The 22,511-nt window shown below is 36.7% G+C and carries 15 protein-coding genes and 2 pseudogenes; 8 read left to right on the top strand and 9 right to left on the bottom strand.

What is annotated here, in order from left to right; all coding sequences use genetic code 11:
• Positions 1-15: 15 nt before the first annotated feature.
• From LRP84_RS16820 to LRP84_RS16805, 4 genes are read right to left on the bottom strand one after another with little or no spacing between them, the layout of a single operon-like run.
• A complete protein-coding gene (locus LRP84_RS16820) occupies positions 16-243 on the bottom strand; it encodes a hypothetical protein (protein WP_230576140.1) in 228 nt (75 codons plus the stop codon).
• Positions 218-1,018, bottom strand: coding sequence for an ABC transporter permease (locus LRP84_RS16815; protein ID WP_335379683.1), 801 nt, complete (start codon positions 1,016-1,018; stop codon positions 218-220). Before LRP84_RS16815 ends, LRP84_RS16820 begins: the two co-directional genes overlap by 26 nt.
• A 5-nt stretch (positions 1,019-1,023) precedes the next feature.
• On the bottom strand, positions 1,024-1,812 hold the full coding sequence (locus LRP84_RS16810) for an ABC transporter permease (RefSeq protein ID WP_230576138.1): 789 nt from the start codon (positions 1,810-1,812) through the stop codon (positions 1,024-1,026).
• A complete protein-coding gene (locus LRP84_RS16805) occupies positions 1,787-2,815 on the bottom strand; it encodes an ABC transporter ATP-binding protein (protein ID WP_230576137.1) in 1,029 nt (342 codons plus the stop codon). The genes LRP84_RS16810 and LRP84_RS16805 overlap by 26 nt, the downstream gene beginning before the upstream one ends.
• Positions 2,816-3,554: 739 nt before the next feature.
• Here LRP84_RS16805 and LRP84_RS16800 point away from each other — a divergent pair.
• Complete coding sequence (locus tag LRP84_RS16800) at positions 3,555-4,508, top strand: aldo/keto reductase family protein (protein ID WP_230576136.1); 954 nt, start codon at positions 3,555-3,557, stop codon at positions 4,506-4,508.
• Between the two features lie 376 nt (positions 4,509-4,884).
• On the opposite strand, the gene LRP84_RS16795 is transcribed toward LRP84_RS16800, so the two are convergent.
• Both LRP84_RS16795 and LRP84_RS16790 read right to left on the bottom strand, forming a co-directional pair.
• Positions 4,885-8,232 (bottom strand): carbohydrate-binding protein, encoded by a 3,348-nt coding sequence (locus LRP84_RS16795; protein WP_230576135.1) that lies wholly within the window; start codon positions 8,230-8,232, stop codon positions 4,885-4,887.
• A gap of 237 nt (positions 8,233-8,469) precedes the next feature.
• Positions 8,470-8,697: a hypothetical protein gene (locus tag LRP84_RS16790; RefSeq protein ID WP_230576134.1), complete on the bottom strand. Its 228-nt coding sequence runs from the start codon at positions 8,695-8,697 to the stop codon at positions 8,470-8,472.
• A gap of 229 nt (positions 8,698-8,926) precedes the next feature.
• Here LRP84_RS16790 and LRP84_RS16785 point away from each other — a divergent pair, with 229 nt between their 5' ends.
• Complete coding sequence (locus LRP84_RS16785; protein WP_230576133.1) at positions 8,927-10,021, top strand: Rap family tetratricopeptide repeat protein; 1,095 nt, start codon at positions 8,927-8,929, stop codon at positions 10,019-10,021.
• Positions 10,021-10,275 carry a Phr family secreted Rap phosphatase inhibitor gene (locus LRP84_RS16780; protein WP_230576132.1) on the top strand — a complete coding sequence of 85 codons (255 nt, stop codon included), beginning with the start codon at positions 10,021-10,023 and terminating at the stop codon, positions 10,273-10,275. The genes LRP84_RS16785 and LRP84_RS16780 overlap by 1 nt, the downstream gene beginning before the upstream one ends.
• 240 nt (positions 10,276-10,515) lie before the next feature.
• On the opposite strand, the pseudogene LRP84_RS22670 reads toward LRP84_RS16780, so the two are convergent.
• A pseudogene (locus tag LRP84_RS22670) lies at positions 10,516-11,730 on the bottom strand (GH25 family lysozyme); the annotation flags it as partial.
• 132 nt (positions 11,731-11,862) lie between these two features.
• A pseudogene (locus tag LRP84_RS16770) lies at positions 11,863-13,281 on the bottom strand (GW domain-containing glycosaminoglycan-binding protein); the annotation flags it as partial.
• Positions 13,282-14,451: 1,170 nt separating this feature from the next.
• On the opposite strand from LRP84_RS16770, the gene LRP84_RS16765 reads away from it, so the two are divergent.
• From LRP84_RS16765 to LRP84_RS16745, 5 genes are all read left to right on the top strand, one after another.
• Positions 14,452-15,030: a DUF2087 domain-containing protein gene (locus tag LRP84_RS16765; protein WP_230576131.1), complete on the top strand. Its 579-nt coding sequence runs from the start codon at positions 14,452-14,454 to the stop codon at positions 15,028-15,030.
• Between the two features lie 85 nt (positions 15,031-15,115).
• Positions 15,116-16,321 carry an MFS transporter gene (locus LRP84_RS16760; protein ID WP_230576130.1) on the top strand — a complete coding sequence of 402 codons (1,206 nt, stop codon included), beginning with the start codon at positions 15,116-15,118 and terminating at the stop codon, positions 16,319-16,321.
• A gap of 188 nt (positions 16,322-16,509) precedes the next feature.
• A complete protein-coding gene (locus LRP84_RS16755) occupies positions 16,510-16,869 on the top strand; it encodes an ArsR/SmtB family transcription factor (RefSeq protein ID WP_230576129.1) in 360 nt (119 codons plus the stop codon).
• Positions 16,859-19,300, top strand: a complete 2,442-nt coding sequence (locus LRP84_RS16750) for a heavy metal translocating P-type ATPase (RefSeq protein ID WP_230576128.1) — start codon at positions 16,859-16,861, stop codon at positions 19,298-19,300. Before LRP84_RS16755 ends, LRP84_RS16750 begins: the two co-directional genes overlap by 11 nt.
• 61 nt (positions 19,301-19,361) lie before the next feature.
• Positions 19,362-19,946: an SCO family protein gene (locus tag LRP84_RS16745; protein ID WP_230576127.1), complete on the top strand. Its 585-nt coding sequence runs from the start codon at positions 19,362-19,364 to the stop codon at positions 19,944-19,946.
• Between the two features lie 299 nt (positions 19,947-20,245).
• Here LRP84_RS16745 and LRP84_RS16740 read toward each other — a convergent pair whose 3' ends face one another.
• Entirely contained in the window at positions 20,246-22,450 is a 2,205-nt protein-coding gene (locus tag LRP84_RS16740; protein ID WP_230576126.1) for a transglycosylase domain-containing protein, read from the bottom strand.
• Positions 22,451-22,511 lie beyond the last annotated feature (61 nt).

Genomic DNA, 22,511 nt, shown 5'->3' with positions numbered 1-22,511 from the left:
ATTAAGCTAATAAATCTAATGACGACTTGCAATTTGATAAGTAAATAATACAAATGGCTCTTTAGAGTTCCAATTATTTAACTCCTTTCGAATTAATTCTTGATGTTTTTTAGAAATATCAAGAATTGCATTTCCAATCGACTTTCTTGCATATTCACCAGGGTCATTCTTCAAATTTGGAAATAAATTTGTAGTTACTTCAGGAGGGTTCTTAAAATTAACTTCCTGTACTGGTGAATACACTTAATCCATATTTCCAGAAACGATAAGCAATGAAACATAGTATTATAGCAACGAATGGTGTACACAAAGAAACCCATTTATACCCCTTATCGAAGAAAAAGGCAGCTGGATAAAAGGATGTAAAACTGTAAGGAATAATAAACGTTAAAATAAATGCTATAACTTTATTATAAATCGTAATCGGATACCGTGAAAAATCGCTTAAATTGAATACTGCTGATACAACTGGGAGACTATCTGTCATCCAAAAAGAAAAAGTAATAAAAAACAGATTTAATGCAACAAAGATGAGACCACTTGATATAATCATTATGATCAGTATCAGTACATTTCCAAATGTAATAGCAATATCTAGATTACTAATGGAATAATAAAGAACAATTCCCCCTATTAAAAGTTGTCCTACTCCATCTTGTTGAACACGCTCCGCTATAATTTGGAACAGCGGGTTGATAGGACGGATAAGCAAACGGTCTAAATTTCCTGTCCGAATGTATTGCCATCCAATCGTCCATAAATTATCAAAGAAAATATGATGAATTGCCCTTCCTGCAAAAGCAATACCGTAGATTAAGAGAATTTGATAAAAATTCCATCCCTTCAAAGTTTCAATATGATCAAATACCACTTTTATAAAAAAGATAGAGGCAAATTGTTGAATGAAGACCGAAGAAATTCCTATTAGAAAGTCTACTTTATACTCCATCATAACTTTTAAGTGTTGCTTAAAATAGACAATGTATAAGAATGAGTATCGTTTAAGAGTATGCAACAATTCACTCACCCCCCAAATATTGTGATTTTCCGGATTGCTAAAGTCCATAAGGATCTGACGAGTACTGTAATAACAATTAACCAGATGAATTGTGTCGCAATTGCCATATAAGCCTGTGTACCTGATATGGAACCTGTATAAATAGAAACAGGTATATAGACCATAGACTGAAAAGGTAAAAACATACTAATTTCTTGAAACCATTGTGGATAAAGTGATAATGGGACAAGTGCACCGGAACAAAACTGAACAACAGACTCTCGCAGAAGTCGAAGTCCCCATATATTAACAGTCCAAAAAGCTAATATACCAATAATAAGATCCAATTGAGTTCCAATTAAAATACCTAAAACTACACTTACTGTAAATAATATAAAAGACTCTAATGATTGTGGTAGTTGAATCCCTACAAACCAGACGGCAAACAGTAGCATAGGAAAGGTTGTACGCATAGAATTAGAAATTTTTTGTCCTATATCCATCGCTACAAGTTTATCTAACAAATGATATGGCTTCATAAGTTCCATTGCTATGTCACCTTGTTTAATCATTCTCGCTAAATTGGTTCCTATTCCAGATACGTATTGTTCCAATAACAAAGCAATGACCATATAAGTTAGCATATTAGTTAGTGAGAGTGCTCCAACAGTCTCTTTATTCTCGTAAACAGCAGTCCAAAAATAATATAACGTACATAATTTAACGATAATTGCAAATGTCCCTGCCCAATACCACGCTGCATATGAGGTATCTAGCTTTATCTGCACTTTAAGCATTTCCCAATATTTCTTCAAGGGATTCCTCACCTCCATGCTGATAAAGATCTTTAATAATCGTCTCCAATTTAGGATTTGAAATCGTCAAGTCTGATATTTTATTGTGCCTTGCTAGTTCTGAAAGCACAAATTCCGATGAAACATACTTTGTGTGAAAACTTAGTTCTACGTGGGAAGTATTTTCTGCTTCACTCTTCTGTATCACGATGTAATTTTGTAATGATACAGGAATCTCAAACATTGTGTGCTCTTCTAATTCTAAAGATAAAATGCGGTTATAAGAAAAACGATCTTTAAGATCCTGTAAGTCCCCATCATAAATAATAGACCCTTTATCAATAATAATAATCCGTTGGCAAAGCTCTTCTATATCCTGCATATCATGTGTAGTTAATACAACTGTTGCGTCCAATTTCTTATTCATTTCCTTAATAAAACTACGTATTTTCGCCTTTACATCAATATCTAAACCAATTGTAGGTTCATCTAGGAACACAACTGAAGGTTGATGAAGAAAAGCAGCAGCCAACTCACAACGCATTTTTTGTCCGAGCGATAACTGGCGAACAGGTAATGGCATTAAAGTTCCTAGGTCCAGTACATCTTCAAATAAATGCATCATTTCCTGATATTTTGTTTCTGAAATCTCATAAACATGTTTTAATAGTTCAAAAGACTCTCGCACCGGTATATCCCAAGCAAGTTGTGTACGTTGTCCAAAAACAGCTCCAATATTTTTGGCATTTTCCTGTCTATTTTTGTATGGAATAATTCCATTTACCCTTATTTCACCAGTATCTGGAGTTAAAATTCCACACAGCATCTTAATAGTGGTTGACTTTCCAGCACCGTTGAATCCGATATATCCGACCATTTCTCCTTTTTCAACAGAAAAAGAAATTGGTTTTACCGCTTGCTTATCATAATATTTACGTTTTATTAAAGCTTTTATTGCACCTATTAAACCTGGCTTCCTCTCTAAAATCTTATAACTCTTAGTAACATTCTTTACTTCAATCATTTACAATTCCCCTACTTCCCCTATTACAAATATTAGCCGTTATACATCTGAAATATTAAAACAACCAAACAAATCTCTTCACCCTATTACACCTGCCCCCTATAAAATAAGGATTGATTGTAGATTATAAACTAACATCCCTTTCAATGAAAACGTTTGCATAATTGGAAACTAGTATAATTTTACAGGAGCATTTAAATATTATCAACAAATTTAAGTAAGGCATTAATTATACAACGAGCTAATAATAATGAAGTTGGTAGTAGAACTTTGAAATGTGCTAGGGAAATAGAATTTAGAGAAGAAGTTGGGTGAAACGTTTCAATTGAAAAGATTTTATATGCAACCCTTTGCAAAAACAGCCCAACAAGACAAGTAATTATTCTTACATACTTATGTAAAAATAAAATTAAAAGTGTAGTTCTCTCAAAGGAACATACCGATTACCAATGGTCAACAAAAGATTAATTACGATTACTAATGACTCCAGAAATCATCAGTGATTTTGAGAAAAATAATGTGTTCTCCTTAGAAGAATTGAAATAACATTTCTTTTTCTTTAAATCACAATAGTTGGAGGAAAACAGAGTGAAACATTGAAAATATTAAAAGATCTCATTTTTTACATAATCAATAATATTTAACAAATTTATTCAACTAAATATTAAGGACCTTCGAAAATACATACCGTCTATCGATCCACCTTAATAAATACTAAATTATGTTATGGGGGATATGTTTGAAATATAACAGACTAGGAAAATCAGGTTTAAAAATCAGTGAAATTAGTTTAGGAAGTTACTTAACATTCGGAGAAAAAGGAACAGAAAAAGATGCCATACGAACGATCCATAAGGCATTTGATCTAGGAATTAATTCATTTGATACAGCAAACGTGTATCAAAATGGTGAAGCTGAAAGAATTTTAGCATCCGCTTTGAAATCATTTGCTAGAGACGAATATGTGATAGCAACAAAAGCGTATTGGGCTACTAGAAAAGGACCTAACAGCAAAGGGCTATCACGAAAACATATTGTAGAGCAGGTACATGCAAGCTTAAAAAGAATGAACCTTGAATACATTGATATTTTCTATTGTCACAGTTACGATTATGAAACTCCAGTAGAAGAAACACTAAGAGCAATTGATGATTTAATTAAACAAGGGAAAATACTATACGCTGGGGTAAGTAACTGGAATTCGGAACAAATTGAGGAAGCTATACATATCTCTGACACGTATTTAATAAATCGAATTGTTGTGAATCAATGTGAATACAGTCTGCTTAAGCGGGACATAGAGAAAAGCATCATTCCTGTTTCTGAAAAATTAGGGATATCGCAAATCGTCTTTAGTCCACTTGCTCAAGGTATCTTAACTGGAAAGTATAACGATCGAATCCCAGAGAACAGCAGAGCAAACAATCCAAATGTAAATAAATTCTTTAAAAAGCTTTTTACAAAGGAGTCACTACTCACAGCACAAAGATTAGAAAATATAGCAAAGGCTTGCAATATGTCTTTAACTGAATTTGCAATCGCTTGGGTACTACAGCAAAAAAATGTAGCTAGCGCGTTAACAGGTGCTTCTACTCCTCAACAAATTGAGGAAACCGTAAAAGCTGTATCTAAACAAATTCCCGAAGAAATTTCAATAGAAATGGAGCATATACATAAACTGTATTCTTCATGATAATGAAGAAGGTATTTTTGCGAGTTGCTACTGCCTGTACATATTTAAGCCTCAATACAATTCTCCCTTTCTGTGTAGATTAACTAGACAGAAAGGGAGATAAAGTGAAACTTCCATCAGTGGGGTTTTTTTCATCCCCCACTGATGGTTAGTTGAACCAATCCGGCTTTTACGGACAGCTATCCCCCACCTATCTTCTTCGATTCTCTCAATCTTGAAATGGGGGTTTTACTGCCCGTTAATGCGGGATAAATTGTTAGAAATCAAAAATACATTTATTGGAATTCACTTTACACTTCCCGGTACAGTCGCTTCTTCTACCTCAATAGACAAACAGACGACCAATTCTATGGTCGTCTATTTGTCTATAAATGCGCTATTTTTGTGATAACACATATTGAGCGTCTCGCAGCAAATAGGTTGCAGCTTCACTTGAAATGTGTTTCCCGTTTTGTACCTTCACTTCATTCACAAAGCTGTTCAAATCGTTGTTTGCCAATTTGTCCTGCAGGCTACTAGCAATTCCGGCATTGTCGATCCACTTGGTATCGGCAAAGCGTGTCACCAACGCCTTTAAGGAATCGATGCTGGCCACTGTCTGGAAGTGAACGGTTTTACTTCCCTGATTACCGGCTAGGTCACTGGAGGATATAACAAGAGTATGCTGACCAAGCGGCAAGGTATACAGCGGAACCTCCGTTCCGATTTTGTAAGAATGCGTATCGAGCGTTACCGTCGTCTTGCTGTTGTCAACACCCGAAAAGTTATCGGTCAATGTAAACTGAGGCGTCAAATCCCCGGAATTTTCATAAATGCTTCCATCCCCCGGTACAGATACCGCGATTGCTGGCGCCGTCTTATCGATACCAATAGAAAGATGTTTCACTGCCTCTACATTGCCGGCATTATCTATAGAACGATATTCAACACTGTGCATACCTTCAGCAGTCAGCGTCAATTCGGCCTTGTTTGTCCAATCGCCGCCGTCTATCCTTGTCTCGATGCGATTTACACCAGTTCCAGTTGAATCGTCATCTGCAGTGAACTTCACATTCACATCCTTTGCATTCCAAGCGTCCTCACCTGTAACTCCATCCGTCGTTACCGTTGTAACAGGCGGCTGAACATCAGCGTCACGTCCATAGACTTCAAATTCATAAATATTTGCAGTTCCCGTTTCAGCATAATTTTGCGGCGTAGTAATATAAAGCCTTACATACCTTACATTTGATTTCTTTATATACCTGTCCGTGCTGTTTGAAACGTTTCCTGTTACAGAATCAAGGTCAGTCCAAGTAGTTCCATCCAGACTTCCTTGAAGCTTATAATTTTTTGTATTCAGCGATAAGGTATCTCCACCTTCTCCTGCATGCTTCACTACCCATCTAGAAATGTCATAATTTTGTCCGAGATCGACCATTAGCCATTTGTCTCCAGTAGTATTTGAGGACCACTTTTTGCCGCTTGCAGCCGATCCATCTACTGCTTTGGACGGTTCGTACCCCGCTATACTTCCGTTTGCTGTAACCGTCTTATTCAGAGTTAAATTTACCGGAGCAGGATCGTAGCCTAAAGTGGTAACTTTTAATGGGCTGCTAAACTCTGAAACATTTCCTGCCGCATCCTTAGCTTTTACAGTAAATTGATATGTCGTATTTGGAGTCAATCCTGTTACTTTAAAGTTCGTACGCCCTGTTGTTGACCCAATCAGAGTATCTCCATTATAAATGTCATAGCCTGTAACACCTACATTCCCCGTAAAATTATCTGTAGCTGCATCCCATGACAGCATCGCCATCTTGTCTGTTAATACTTTCGTTGTGACATTAGCTGGTGCGGTAGGCGCTTGTTTATCTGCTGCAAGTGCATCTGCTGTATAATTATTGATGGTCCAGGTGGCTACCGTACTCTTTGTGGAGAAGTCCCTTCCATTAATCACCACCCTGTCTGCATAAACATCTAAAATCAAGCCTTGAGCTGAATCCTTAATAGCTCCATCTCTTATCATTGTAAAGTACTGCTTGTTATACAAAGTACTCGGTAACGTGAGAGGATAATGTATATGTCCCGTTACGAAAACGCTTTGCGGATATTTTCCAATAATGTCCTTTAACTTTTGATCCTGTACCTCATCACTTTGATAAGGATCCCAAGGATATTCCTCATATACGGTATTATCTAGTGGCTGATGAAGGAATAAAAAGATCGGTTTATCTTTACTTGCACCCTCTGCCAGCTTATCATTTAACCACTGCAGCTGGGTATCCGAAAGATATGCACTGTCTTTATCATCAGCCTCCGTTGCCAAATAGATGAAGTGGTATCCGTTTATCCACTCATCATAATAAATATCTGACATACCTGTATGTGTCAAAAATCTGTTTTTAGCAGTATCAAATCCTCCCTCTCCCGCTAACCACCTTACATCATGGTTTCCTAAAATATAGTTGCTATTAAGTTGAGGATATTTATTCATTGTTTTCATTAATGTATTATATTGTGCATCTGTTCCATATTCAGTAAGATCTCCAACAACGCTAACGTTTTGTACATTATTACTAACTGCATCCTGTAAGGCATTGTTAAGTGTGACATCGTTCTTATCACCTGATACACCTGCATGGGTATCAGAAATGGCCATAAAGCTGAATTTATAGCTAGTATCCTTCTCAGGTGTTGTTGAAGCAAGAACCGTAACATTGATGCTTGTTGACAATGCTAGATTATTCGGATTTGCAACCCCTGCTGGCGGATCTACTGTTCCCGTTACCGTGAAATTCTGCTCGGTCTTTACAGCCGGATCGTAACCTGAATCAGCTATATTCCATGTCACAGGTGCGTCGACATTTCCGCCATCGGTCACAAGTGCTACTTTACTAGGCAGTCCAAGGGCCGCCGCTGTAGGCGCTGTTCCGTTTACCACATCTTTAACCGCTGCAGGTGCTGTGATGCTTGTTAGATTCTTTGGCTTTATTTCTACTGTATAAGTTGCTGTCTTACCGCGTACTTTGACGGTCAGTTTCTGGCTAGCCGCTGCAGTTGAACTGTTGAACCCGCTTACATCAGAAGGTCTAACTTCCTCCACCCTTGTCGAACCATCTATGTAGGTGCCGGTGACTACCATACCCGTGAGATCAAGGCTCTCTCCGATACGATAAACAGTCTTTGCTGGTGGTTTTGTAATGTCAATGCTGTTCAACGTTTTTGAAAACTGAAACCAGTTAAGGTTGGCTACATATGTTTTTCCCGCCGCTACCTTAAATACAAGGTATACATCATGAGTTCCGGTAACATTGGCAATATCGGTAGATTGAGTCTGGTAGACATTCCAGTTGTCTGGTGCTGTAGCAGCGACAGTAAGAGTTCCCGCTAAAGGACCTGTCGGACTGTCAAGCCTGATCTCGATATTACCGCCTGCATTTGATCCCTTTACTGAAAGTCTTGCACTAAATTTCGTAGCACCATTAACACTGCTACCAAAGTCAATATTTTTATATACTAAATACTGGTTGTCATTAGTACCTCCCACACATTGTCCACCATCTGGACAAGATTCAACTTTAAGGTAGGCACCCGACTTGGAACTAAAGTTTTCTGCTTCTGTCAGACTATATGCATCGCTTGCGGCATGCACCGGCGTATAGCCAACAATACTGCTGAGTAGGAATGCAACTATCATGATAAGTGAAAAGAATGACTTGTTAAACTTCCTTAAGGTAACCATAAACATCTCCTTTAATTTTTTTATTCCTATCGATGGCACTTCTATCGTATCAACGGATTGTAAAATTTAAATCCGCGAACTGTAAACGTTTCGTAAAATATGGATTGCTTCCTTTTATCTGCATTTTTTGGGACTCTTTTCATCACTTCTGTTATGTCGGCTGATTTTCGGTAAAGTGTTACACACTGACCGACCTGCTTCCTGTCAGTTTGAAGAAAATCACTAGAGATATAATGCTTATAACAGTAAGTATGCTTGATTTCGCTGCCGATGTTCCTTAAACCAGCTTTGAATCTGATCATGATAGAGACTAACTGTTTCAGGTTGCAAAAAGGAAAAATGTTTTCCTCTTTTTTTTAATTTCGTATGGATTAAAATTTGATGAAACCACGTTTTAAACGAAGCAATTTCTTCATTTTTTAATAATAAAAAAACAGACCAAAATATTGCTATTTGGTCTGTCATTCAACTTTTTAATTATCACTATTTTCTCCCAAATGAGAACCCGTTAGGTGCAATTCACACCTCTTTTCTTTGCAAATCCTACACATTACAGGTTTTAAAAAAAAATACCTAATATTTCAGAATATAAAGAATATTCTGATTATTTTTTATCAATTTTCATAGAAATTAACCCTCCCCTCCAACAGTTAGAATTATGGTAATATTTAGTTAAAAAGGAGGCGTATCTACTATGAGTACAGAAGTCATAACAAAAGAACAACTTACACGTTTACTCAATAATTGGTATCAATCGATATTGAAACAACAATTTGTTGAATCGAAACAATTAAAAGAAGATATTGATTATAAAATCAACAATGTAGAACAAGATCATGAATTATTATTATATTATTCTTTGCTAAATTTTAGATACAAAGTTTTAACAGACTGGATAGAGATTAAAGAAGACAGTTTTGATCAGGTAGAGTCTTTTAAAATTCCAAGTGAAGGATTTCTGGCATATTATTATCATTTTTTCAAAGCGTTTCATTTTACACTCATTACAAAATATAAAGAAGCAAAAGAACAATACGAAAAGGCTGAAAAACTTTTAAAATATGTTCAGAATCCATTTGAACAAGCTGAGTTTAATTATCGATTGAGTTATTTCTATTATCAATCGTATCAACCAATACTAGGAATTGAATACATAAAAAAAGCAAAAGAAGAATTTGCAAAGCATGAGGATTATCAAATTAATGCAGCTCTATGTGAAAATATGTTTGCTTTATGTTGTATCGACTTAAAGCAATTTGAACAAGCAGAAGAAAGCTTCAATACTGCTTTAGATGTTTTCAAAAAATTAAATAGTGAAAAAGCTGTTTTAATGGTTCGAAGTAACTTAGGATGGCTATACGGAAGTCAAAATCTTTCAGAATTAGCAATTCGTCATATTTCTGAAGTTGTTGAAAAATCACCTAGACATTATAAAGCTATTTTTACTATGGCTGAGGAAAATTACAAATTAGGTAGAATTGAGCTTGCAAATGAATTCATTAAATCTGGATTAAATCTCTGCAATGAACTAAAAAACAAAGAATTCCAACATCGTTTTATAATTTTACAAGAATTAAATAGACATTCTCACACTACAGAATTAGAAAAGGTAGTGTTGGAAGGTATTTCGTATTTTAAAAGCGAAGGTTTATGGGAGTGTGTAAAAGAATATACTGAAAAATTAGCATTAAAATTCTATGAAGAAGAAAATAATTCAAAAGCAAGTCAGTATTTTTATATGAGTATCATGGCGAGCAAAAAATACCGTGAAAAAGGAGCATTAAAATAATGAAAAAAATTGGTTTATTAATAACGGGACTAGCAATTACGAGCGCTTTAACTATTAGTTTAAATACTTTTACCGAATCCAATAGCCAAGCTTTGAATCGTGGAGATGGTGGCGGTGCACCTGCATTTTCTCTGGGGGATTATGGTGATATAATTAAGCAAGATGGACATGTTGATTTACCTGCGCCAGAATTTAATAGAGGTGACGGCGGTGGTATAATCATTTCTGAATCAGAACATGGGGTTGAATGGTAATCAAAAAAGATTTCCTTTCTATTTGATGACAAATAATGAATTCCACACTATTCATACAAAGGATACATTAAACAGGATGATATTCAAAATTTACTAAAAAATAATTTTGATATCATCCTATTTTCATCCATATTAATTTTTAAATGAAAGAAAGCAGACCCTTTTCTAAAAAGGTCTGCTTTTTTCATTAAGTTTCGTATTTTCTTCTCCCTGAATATACAGGTAAGAAATCCGTTATTGCTTAAGTCCATCTAAAGAAGTTGTAACAGACATATCAACCGGTCCTACTCCATTTACATTCCCACTGTCTGTATATTGCCAAGAATTCCAGCCTTTCCAATCACTTAATGTAGTTGGAAGGGTAGAGCCATACTTTGCAACCCAAAGAGGTACATCGCCGAGTCCAGTTATGTTAAAACCATTTACATACCAGCGGCCTGTATAGAGCATAACGCGTTTCCCTGTTGTCTGCTGTACGTAATTAATAAAGGTACGTGCCCAGTTTGACACATAAGATCCTGTTAACGCATTTGTCGGACTAGATGGTGATTCAAGATCAAGTACAGGCATTAAATCGGTATGATATTGATTCAATACATCAACAAAATGTTTCGCTTCCACTATCGGGTCATTTTGTTCTGGATGAGCGAAGTGATATGCTCCAACTAAAAGGCCTGCTGCAGATGCATTTTGTACGTATTGTGCATAGGTTGGATCTGTATATGAAGTACCTTCGGTTGCTTTCATATAAGAAGCACTAATGCCAGACTGCTTCACTTGATTCCAGTCTATACTTCCTTGCCAGTGTGAAACGTCAATAAATGTATAGGCAGGTTTCAGTGTTGTCGTTACTTTACTAAAGCCTGTCCCTTGCATATATTCCACTTCGATCCAGTGAACATCAGCTAATCCATTTGTTGCATTTTGGTTATCATGAATATCAATTCTTAACGCTTGTTCATTGTAAGTATTATACCCCCATGTATCTGCAACCTTTTGTCCATCTACATATACACGAACTCCATCATCTGCCCCTGTGTATAAAAGATACTGACCAGCTTTCAAGTGCTTAGCTGTGACATAGCGTGCTGAGAAATGAGTTCCTGGTACACCTGTAACTGGGGAGCCTTCAAGACCATTATCATCTTGTAAGCCGCCATTTGCTGCTTGTGAAAGAGTCTTAGCGCCAACAGGATATCCAGAAAGTGTTTCATTCGGATAGTAATATGCAAGCCAGCTACCAAATGGTACTACATCTGAAAATACAGCTGCTTGTCCACCATCTTGATAATATTGCGTATGAATGCTATGGGAGCCTGCTGCTACATTTGGTAATATAGCGCGATTCGTTTCACCAGCAGCTAATGTCCAGCGATCGATGACTAGATTATTATCAACCGAAACCTTTATACCGTCATCTGCAAACGACTGAACAAAGTAATCTCCTCCAGACAATTGCTTATTTTGAACAAAATCAGCTTGAAACTGTTGAGAAGGAAAACCAGCAGGAGCTCCTGATCCCCAGTTATAATGAACTTCACCATTTGGATCCAACTGAGTATATGCAGTTTGCGAAGATAATACATTCGCATCAACCCAACCTAAAATGCGATCGCCTTGCTTAATTTTATTCCAAGTAGTAGAACCCTTTGTAGCACTTTGTATCACTTGCACCATTTGAAATTTATAATTATTTGTAAGTTCTACGAATTTCGAGCCATATTCCCCATAGGGTAAAGTCCATATGCCATCACCGTTCGTAGATGGTTTTATAACTGCTGTTCGATTCTCATCTTTTATATTCGTTAAATCCGTAAGTGCCTTCCCGGCATCGAGCCAGCCTAACAGCTTACCGTCTTTTGCTACTTGATCCCAAGTAACATTTCCTATTGTTGCAGTCTTCACAACTTGAAGCGTTTGATATGTATAATCATTGGTACTTTGTACATATTGTGCGCCAGCAATGCCGTACGGTACGGTCCATATGCCGTTACCATCCGTACTTCCAATGGTAACAGAAAAGTTTGCCGGCTTTACTATCCCTGCATTGTCTAACGCATAACTGCTAATCCAGCCAATAACTTGACCATCTATACTAAACTTATACCATTGTACACCTTGGTATGTAGCGCTCTCCAGTAACTGCAGATCTCGAAAAGCATATCGATCGGTCGATCCTAAATAATTTGCACCTGGAAGGCCATATGGCATGGTCCATATACCATTGACATTTGTCGCACCCATCACAGCCGTTTGATTTATGGTTTGCAAATTCGTCAAACCACTTAACGCACGACTATCGAGCCAACCAATGACTTGATTATTTACGCTAAATTGATACCATACAGCATTACCTATCGTTAATTTCTGAATCAGCTTTATGTCTTTTCCTACATAATTATTAGTGGAACCGATATAGCTCGCTCCATTTAGACCATATGGAATAGACCAAACTCCATTCCCTGTTGTAAGAACGACCAGCTGATTCTGATTGACATTCGTTGCAGCATTTAGAACTTTACTATCAAGCCAACCTCCATCTTTTCCATTTATCTGTACATGATACCAAAGCACATTCCCAACTTGTGCACTACCAATAACATGAACCATCATACCACTATATTTGGTAACATCTCCAAGGTAACTAGCCCCTTGCAAGCCATATGGTACTGTCCATATACCATTGCCTTTCATGTTATCCTTAATCAAGCCATCGAAATTTACCGCTTGTTCATTTGTGACGGTACTAGCTGCCAAAGTGGAGCTTGTAGTGTCCGCATTTGCAACAGGTACTGTCTGAAAACCGCAAACCGTAATAGCGGTACATACAGATAGCCAAATCTTTTTCACTTCTGCACACCCTCTCCTTAAATTGTAGTAATCTTGTAGCTGGAAGAGGTCTATTTTTATGTAATCTTTTAATATACGTTCTAATAAATCAGATCCCCAACATTTATGTCCCTCTCTACTACCTTTACATATTACTATTTTTATAGAAATTTTCATATAGTATTTTTGACAAGTATTTCGAAATATTTTTAACATATAAACTCTTCAATAACCTTTATATATAAGTGTTTATTCACATTTTATACAAACAAACGATACATTCTAATACATGTCAATTTACTATTTTGGTATAATTTTCAAAATGGGTTATTTTCCTATTTATATATATTATGTACTTGTACTATCTTTAGCGAATATTACTGGGATTTATCCCGCTATTTATGAATCGTAAGTCCCCTATCCCCTACTTCAAGGTTTAAGATAAATTGACCAAGGCTAATGCGAGGGTGTAAATGTCCGTAAAGCAAAAACCGAAGTGCGCTAATTCAAAGGTATGGTGACGAACAAATAATCTATTCATAGAAATATAAAATAAGAGGCACATTTAAAGATGACAAAAAACGTTATATCCGTTATACCTTCTGGCATGTTTCCATTAAGCTGACATTTCCAACTGGATGCTTTACTTCTTCTAGAAGCGAAGCAAGAAGGTCAATTACAAAGAATAAAAGATAAAACTTTTAGGAGATGACTACTAAATATCTCTTGAATCATTAATAAATCTGCTAATGGAGAAATTGATTGTCTAATATATTTTAATATTTTTATATTAGACACTACAATAAACCCTAATGTTTTATACTTTAGCTTAAATAGATTCAGGACGAGTATTATATATCAAGTATTACAACGACTCTCTTCTTCCCTTATATAAGATTCGGACCAACTAATCATTTTATGGGGGTAGTTTTTTGAAATTCATTCAATGAAATCGGAAAAACTTCGAAATATATGATTTTGCGAAGATATCTATACAATAAAAAACTTAGTTTCTGCAGGAATTAGTGTCACTTTATCACCAGAGATTACACTTTTCGAAAACCTTTAAAAGAATACCGTAAAAATACAAATGAGAACTCCCCCTCCAAAAAGCAATTTTATAATCTCTTCCACAATACACTCCTTGTGTATCTCTTTTCTTCCCTCTTCCCACCGCCTAAGATACAGTAAATCCTGTTACAGCAATATTTTTTGCACTCACGTTAACCATAGTAGAAAAATACACCTGCCTACCGTTATAAAGACCTTCATCATTTAATTACTTGAATGACAAAAGTAATTCGATTACAATCTAATTAGATAAACATTAAATTAGGAGGGTTCTGAGTGCAATTAAACAAAATTGTTGAGTTTCATAAAGCATTAGGCGATCTTACACGGGTTCGTATTATTGCCTTGCTCCAACAAGGTCCTTTGAGCGGACAAGAGATTGCTGGGAAGTTAGGGCTTAAGCCACCAACAATTACACACCATATTACGAAGCTGCGAGATGTTGGACTTATAAAAGAACGCCGTGATAAAAATACGATCTATTTTTCTCTTAATACAAAAATATTAGAAATGAGTGCTAAGGCTATTTTTACTGTAGGAACAGGAGGTGATTCAAACATGGAAATGTCGGTTACTGAAAAGGAACGTTCAGCTATTATCAATAATTTCTTCACAAAGGATGGAAAGCTGAAAAACTATCCTGCACAACGAAAGAAAAAGCTTGTCGTACTTTCGCATATGATCAAAGGGTTAGAATTTGGGAAAGTTTATCAAGAAAAAGAAATCAATGAATATTTAAAGCAGTTTCATGAGGATTATGCAACATTAAGACGTGAGCTTATTATGTGCCAATATATGTACCGAGAAAATAATCAATATGAGTTAAACCCCGTTGAGCTATGGTGGTTGAAGTAAAGGGTGTCACCCGACGCCCTTATTTTTTTACCCAACTAATTAGATAACCATAAAATTAGATAAGTATAAAACAAGGAGGATAGATATGAATATTTCATTTATAAATGAAGAAAAACAATATTGGAAGTTATTTCTAGCTGGAATTGTTAATGGTATTGGAGATCGCTTTAGTTCTGTAGCTGTGTTAGCGATGCTACTGCATTTAACAGGTTCAGGCTTGTCCGTGGGAATGACTTTAGCAATCCGGTTGATACCTTCTTTGTTTTTTGGGCCAATCGGGGGCATTTTGGCTGATCGATTTTCGAGAAAAACAATATTAGTTGGAACAGACCTTATAAGAACCTTGTTTGCCTTATCCTTCATATTCGTTCAGAGTAAAGAGGATATCTGGATTGTTTATGTTAGTTCATTTATTTTAGCTGCTGGTGAAGCTATATATGGACCAGCAAGAAAATCAGCAATACCTCGACTCGTTAATAAAAAACATCTTGTAAAAGTGAATAGTTTAGAACAAGTAATGATAGGATTTGTTTTAATTATTGGGACACTTTCAGGTGGAATAGTTTCGTCTATCTTTGGACCTGATGTAACATATTGGTTAAATGCAGTATCATTTTTAGGAGCTGCAGCCATCAACTATACAATTAAATTTCCTGAGAGTGAAAATGTTAAAAAAGTAGAGAAGCCAAAAAATCTAATCTCCACCTTCAAAAAGGTAATCTTGATGTCCGCCTCAGTTCAAATTCTTTTTTTCTGTGAGATATTAATAGCTTCTATGAACGGAATTGATAATGTTTTAATCAGCGTGTATGCCATTAACGAGTACCATCTTGGAGATGTAGGTGTAGGTCTTTTTTATGGTGCATTAGGGATTGGTTTAATGTTAAGCTTTTCTGTTGCAAATCAATTACGAAAAAATTTCCTTGTTACAGGTTTAGTATGTCTATTGCTTGAAGGGATATTTCAACTGTTATTAAGTCAAACACATTTCGTGTTTTTTGCTTTTCTTATGTTTTGTGGAGCTGCATTTATGTCTGGGATTTGCAATGCATGCTTTGATACCATTCTTATGAAGGAAATCCCTGAGCAGCACCAAGGAACCATTTTCGGAATATTAGCAACAACCCTAAATACCGTATTAGGAATATCCATGTTAATTTCTGGATCCGCGCTGCAATACCTTACTCCACGTTCCTTAGGTTTGATTGGAGGGATCGCCTATATTTTTATTGCCATTTCCTTAATCGTAATCATTTCAACGAAAACATATCGGAAAAGAGGTACCATTTGAGAGGTACCTTTTCTTATAGAGACCTTCCCCTATTTCTTTAATTAAGCGTTTCAATTCAAATCCCCAAATAGGTTTAATGGATTATTTATCAGACTTTTTTAATTATTTTGACACACATATTAGCCAATGCTAATATAAATGAAGAATAAACATATTAGTAGTGACTAATACGAATGGAGTGAATCCAATTGTGCGATACAAATGATTTAGATATAAAAGCCAAATTTATTCGTGGCTTTGCTGATAAAACGAGGCTTCAGATTCTTCAGTGTATGATGGATGGTGAAAAAACGGTATCTGAAATTGTAGAAATTATCAAAGGAAATCAGTCAAATATATCCCAACACCTGAACTGTTTAAAAGGATGTGGCATTATCCTTGGAAGACAAGAAGGAAAGTACGTCTACTATTCTTTACGAAATGCACAAATCGAACAGTTACTCACAATGTTTAATGTTGTATTTCATGAAGTACAGAACGAGGTAGCATCATGTGATAAAAACGATGCTTGTTTATCTCAAAAGGGAGAGAATTGTCATGACAGATAAGAAAGAGAAACAAACCTGTCAAACTTCTTCTTGCAGTGATTCTTTATCAACTCCTGCGAAAGAAGCAATAGCAGAGGAGAAATCATCCTGTTGTTCTTCTATGAAAGAGATTCCAATTGTTTCCATTTCTAAAAAAGCTTCATGCTGCAGTAGTAACACTGATACTACAAAAACAGAAAATGACTCTTCTGATTCTTGTTGTGAGTCTAAATCGAAAAACGTATCTTCATGCTGCTCTTCTACCTCCACCATACCAAAAGAAGAAGTAACATCAAAAACCTCTTCTTGTTGTAGTAATAGTTCATGTGAAGACAACTCACTTCGTGACACTCCGAAAGTAACAGGAGATGGTGTAGAAACGTACCTGGTCGGAGGCATGGATTGCGGCGCTTGTGCCTTAACAATCGAAAAACATCTACAAAACGTGGCAGGTGTGAAAGAAGTTCGCGTAAACTTCGCTACCGGAAAGATGCATATTCGTCATGACCGAAACGCAGAGGACATTATAAAGGAAGTGTCAAATGCAGGATTTGAAGCATCCTTAGCAGGAAAACGTAGAGGAGCAACACCATCTTCAAAATCTAAAGATACAACTTTGATTCTCTCAGGATTATTTTTAGCTTTTGGCTTTTTTGGTGGATTTGCAAATACACCGCCCCTGCTTATTACAATTTTCTACGCAGCCAGTATCCTAATTGGAGGATATAAACCCGCAAAAAGTGCTTTTTACGCCTTAAGAAGTAAATCACTGGATATGAATGTTCTCATGACATCTGCCGCATTTGGTGCTGCGCTAATCGGACAGTGGCTAGAAGGGGCAACGGTTGTTTGGTTATTTGCATTAGGGGCAACATTACAAAATAAATCTATTGAACATACGCGTGAATCAATTCGTGGACTTATTGATTTAGCACCTTCAGAAGCATGGGTGAAAGTTGGAACAGAACTTACAAAAAAATTTGTAGACGATATTACAATAGGTACAACAATTGTCGTAAAACCAGGTGAAAAAATCCCACTGGATGGCACAGTTATTGAAGGTACTTCTACCGTGAACCAATCACCCATTACAGGTGAGTCTATTCCAATCGATAAACAAACTGGCGATTCTGTCTATGCAGGAACAATTAACGAAGAAGGTTCCCTATATATCGTGGTAACCAAACTCGTCGAGGATACCACTCTTTCACGGATTATACACCTTGTTGAGGAAGCGCAAGAAAAGAAAGCACCGACCGAAGCGTTTGTTGATCGTTTCGCAAAAATCTATACACCAATTGTCTTTCTATTAGCGCTTGTCGTAATGGTAATCCCTCCCCTCCTTGGGATGGGAGCATGGATGGAGTGGATTTATAAAGGATTAGAACTCCTCGTTATCGCATGTCCTTGTGCTTTGGTCATTTCTACCCCTGTCGCAATTGTATCTGCCATTGGAAATGCTGCGAGAAACGGTGTACTCATCAAAGGCGGGACAGCTTTAGAAGTGGCAGGTTCGTTAAATGCTATCGCATTTGATAAAACAGGAACATTGACTGAAGGAAAACCAAAGGTAATGCACGCGAGAAGTCTGGATTGTTCTGAAAATGAGCTACTGTCTATTGCGACAACAATCGAAGAATACTCCAACCATCCAATCGCAAGAGCAATCACAACATATGCAAAAGAACATCAAATTCCCGCTCAAGAAGGAACGGACTTCCGTACAATTGTAGGAAAAGGTGCACAAGTAAACATCAACGGGAAAACCTACTATGCTGGAAACGCTACCCTATTCTATGATTTAGGTGTCTCACTTCAAGTGTGGAAAAAACCAATTCAAGAAATGCAACAAATTGGTCAAACGGTAATACTTGTTGGAACAAACCGCTCTATTCTAGGGATGATTTCCGTAGCAGATTCCATTCGTTCGAACACTTATCAAACCATTAAGGAGTTAAAACGAGCAGGCATTCAAGAAACTGTTATGTTAACAGGAGACAATAAAGGAACAGCTAAGCATATTGCACAGAAAGCGGAAGTGGATCGTTATTTCGCTAATTTGCTACCAGAAGATAAAGTTCATTCAGTGAAACAACTTCAATCCGAAGGTAAAACGGTAGCAATGATTGGAGATGGTATTAATGATGCCCCTGCCCTTGCCACAGCGAATCTTGGAATTGCCATGGGCGGTGCAGGAACCGATACTGCAATGGAAACAGCAGATATTGTATTGATGGCAGACAATCTTGAAAAACTTCCTTATACAATGAAGTTAAGCCGTAAAGCATTGCACATTATTAAACAAAATATCTGGTTCTCATTAATTATTAAATTTATCGCTCTTGCCTTTATCTTTCCAGGTTGGCTTACACTTTGGATTGCTGTACTTAGTGATACAGGTGCTGCACTCCTTGTCATTTTAAATAGTATGCGTTTACTACGAAACAAGTAATCTGTTAAGAGGCTATCACATAGCCTCTTTATACATAATGAAGAAATGGAAGGGGATACATATGAAAAAAGTTCGTAACATCACATTACTGATGATTGTCAGCATAATCGTATTTTTAAGTGCATGTGGAGACAAAAAATTAGAAAACTCATTGAATTGGAAAGTAGAGAAGTTTTCGTATACCGATCAAAACGGAAAACCTTTTGGTCTTTCTGACTTAAAAGGAGAAGTATGGATAGCCGACTTTATTTTCACAAGTTGTGAAACGGTTTGCCCGCCTATGACAGCCAATATGACAAAACTTAAAAACATGTTGAAAGAAGAAGGAATCAAAGATGTAGAATTTGTTTCATTCAGTGTAGACCCTACTGTGGACAAGCCAGAAAAAATGAAAGAGTTTATGGAACGCTATGATACCGATATGTCTAATTGGCACTTTCTTACAAACTACACACAAGAAGAAATCACTGCTTTTGCCAAGAATAGCTTTCAAGCATTTGTAGATAAACCAGCAAGTACAACACAAGTCATTCACGGAACAAAACTCTATCTTGTAGATAAGAACGGAACTGTCGTAAAGAGCTACTCAGCCCTTACCGATACGCCGTATGAAGAGATTATTCAAGATATTAAAACGATTCGTTAATCCATATTGAACTACCCCCGCCTACCGCTTCGCGCTTAAGGTGGGGGTCTTCTCGCCAGATATGATAAAAAATAACTGAAGAAACAGAATATTATATATAGCATATCAAAAAAGGAATCATAACATTGATTCCTTTTTTGATAGTTTTATTGACGTTGATGTGCACAATTATAGTATATCTTTTTAAAAACGATATACTATATGTAAGCTATTTCCCTATTTAATGTAGTATTCATTATTACAAGTTTAGAAATCTATAATACACTTCATGATTAAGTTATCCCTTTTCTGTACTTACCTTAGTCATGCTTATGTTTATGTTTATCTTTTTTATCTTTATTTTTTTTATCTTTGTCTTTTTTATCTTCATCTCCACCATGACCTGAGTTTTCATTATCATTTCCTTCATTATCATCCTGTTCCGGATTTTGAGCTTCCGGTGAAACAACTGCGGATGGCGCCACAGATGGCGCCGCTGCTGTTGGAACAGCGTCAGGACTAACTCCATTAATGTACAGCTCATTATTCATTTGATATACGCTACTCGGCTGCTGAAATCTGGATGTGTCTGTTCCGAATGCTTGAATCATTGCTTTAAAAATAAGGTGTGAGATTTTTGTTGTATCTCCAAGCATATAATTCCCTGGGCCATTCTTCGCATAGCCAGTCCAAACAGCCATCGTGTATTGTGGTGTATAACCGGCAAACCAACTATCATTTGTCGCTTTAGATGGATAGCCGAACTGACTGAGTGTCTTATCGTCAAAGTTTGTTGTTCCCGTTTTTCCTGCAATATCAAGACCTGGTACATTAGCTGCTGTACCTGTTCCGTTAGAGGCAGTCACTACACCACGAAGCATATCGGTAATCATATAAGCCGTATAGTCATGCATAACGCGTTTGCCTTTCGGCTTAAAACTTATTTCTTTACCGTCTGAGAAAACAACTTTTGTAACGAAATGCGGTTTTGTATACACACCATCGTTTGCAAATGCACCATATGCTCCTGCCATTTCAAGAGGAGACACAAGGTTACTTCCAATTGCGTAAGACTCATAAACCTGATTACCAGAAAACGTAATTCCAAGTGATTGTGCAAACTCTTTTGCTTTATTCAAACCAACTTTCTGTAATGTCTTCAAAGCTGGAATATTCCGTGACTCTACTAAAGCGTTTCGCATAGACATAGAACCTTTATAATCCGTATAAGCGTTTCGAATGGGTTTTCCATTTGAGTAATGATACTGTTCGTCCACAAGTTGGTGGTACGTTGACCATTTTAAATTTTCAATCGCCGGACCATAATCAAAGATTGGTTTAAACGTTGAACCTGGTTGACGGTTTATATCAATAGCGAAATTATTCCCTCGAAATGTTGCTTTATATTCATTGCGGCCACTTCCAATGGCACGCACTTCACCCGTTTTCGAATCCATAAACGTAAAAGCTGCCTGGAAACGGTCGTTCGGATAACTCACAATATCTTGCGTATTCATGATTTTATCGGCATACTGCTGTGCTTTCGGGTCAAGTGTCATATAAATTTGAAGACCATCCGTACCGATATTGACGTCTTTCAACTTGTCTTCAACTTCTTTTGTTGCAGCATCCAAAAACGCTTCATACGACATACCTTCTTGATTGGTTTTCGGAACAATACCTTTCGTTACCGGAACCTTCATTGCATCCTGCATTTGTTGCTCTGTGATATAACCTTGTCTATGCATAGAGCTTAAGACAAGGTTACGGCGCTTCGTCGCTGCTTCTTCGTTTTCCGGTTTAGACGGATCGTAGTTATTCGGACTTTGTGGTAGCCCTGCCAACATAGCAGCCTGCGGAAGAGTCAATTTTTCCAAATCATTCGCTTCAATACCGTAGTAATTTTTGGCTGCGGCAGCAACGCCGTAAGAGCGGTTTCCAAGATTAATTTTGTTCAAGTACATTGTTAAAATATCATGTTTGGAATATTTTTGCTCCAACTTATACGCCAAGTACCATTCCTGCATTTTTCGTTTTAACGTTTTTTCAGGAGACAAAAATGAGTTTTTAATAACTTGCTGTGTAATGGTACTTCCGCCCTGAGATCCGAAGTCCCCAGTCAAGTTTTCGAAAATTGCTTTACCCGTTCGTTTTATGTCTATACCATGGTGTTCATAAAAATGAGAATCTTCTGTAGCAATAAATGCTTGTTCCAACACTTTTGGAACTTGATCATACGTGATTTTTGTTCGTTTTTCCTTTCCATATTCATAGATAAATTTTCCGTCTTTATCATAAAACTTCGTCGATAGTGGGTCCTCCAATTTTGAGGCCTCTATTTTAGGAGCGTCCTTAATCATATAAAAGAAAATAACGACTCCTGCTCCTACTAAACTGATGCCAATCAGCAAGCAGACAAGTAAGATCTTTTTCAAAAATGATCCTTTTGGGGAGGACTTTCCACTTCCTTGTTGTTTTTTCTTTATTTGTTTTCGTTCCTCACGAGAACCATACGTTTCTGACATTATTCTTCTCTCCTACGCTTCGTTTACTTATGAAAGTTGCAGACCATATTAAGTAGGCCCT

The sequence above is a fragment of the Bacillus rhizoplanae genome (assembly GCF_917563915.1).
In the GTDB taxonomy this organism is placed as follows: Bacteria; Bacillota; Bacilli; order Bacillales; family Bacillaceae_G; genus Bacillus_A; species Bacillus_A rhizoplanae.
This window is presented reverse-complemented; position numbering and strand designations above follow the sequence as displayed.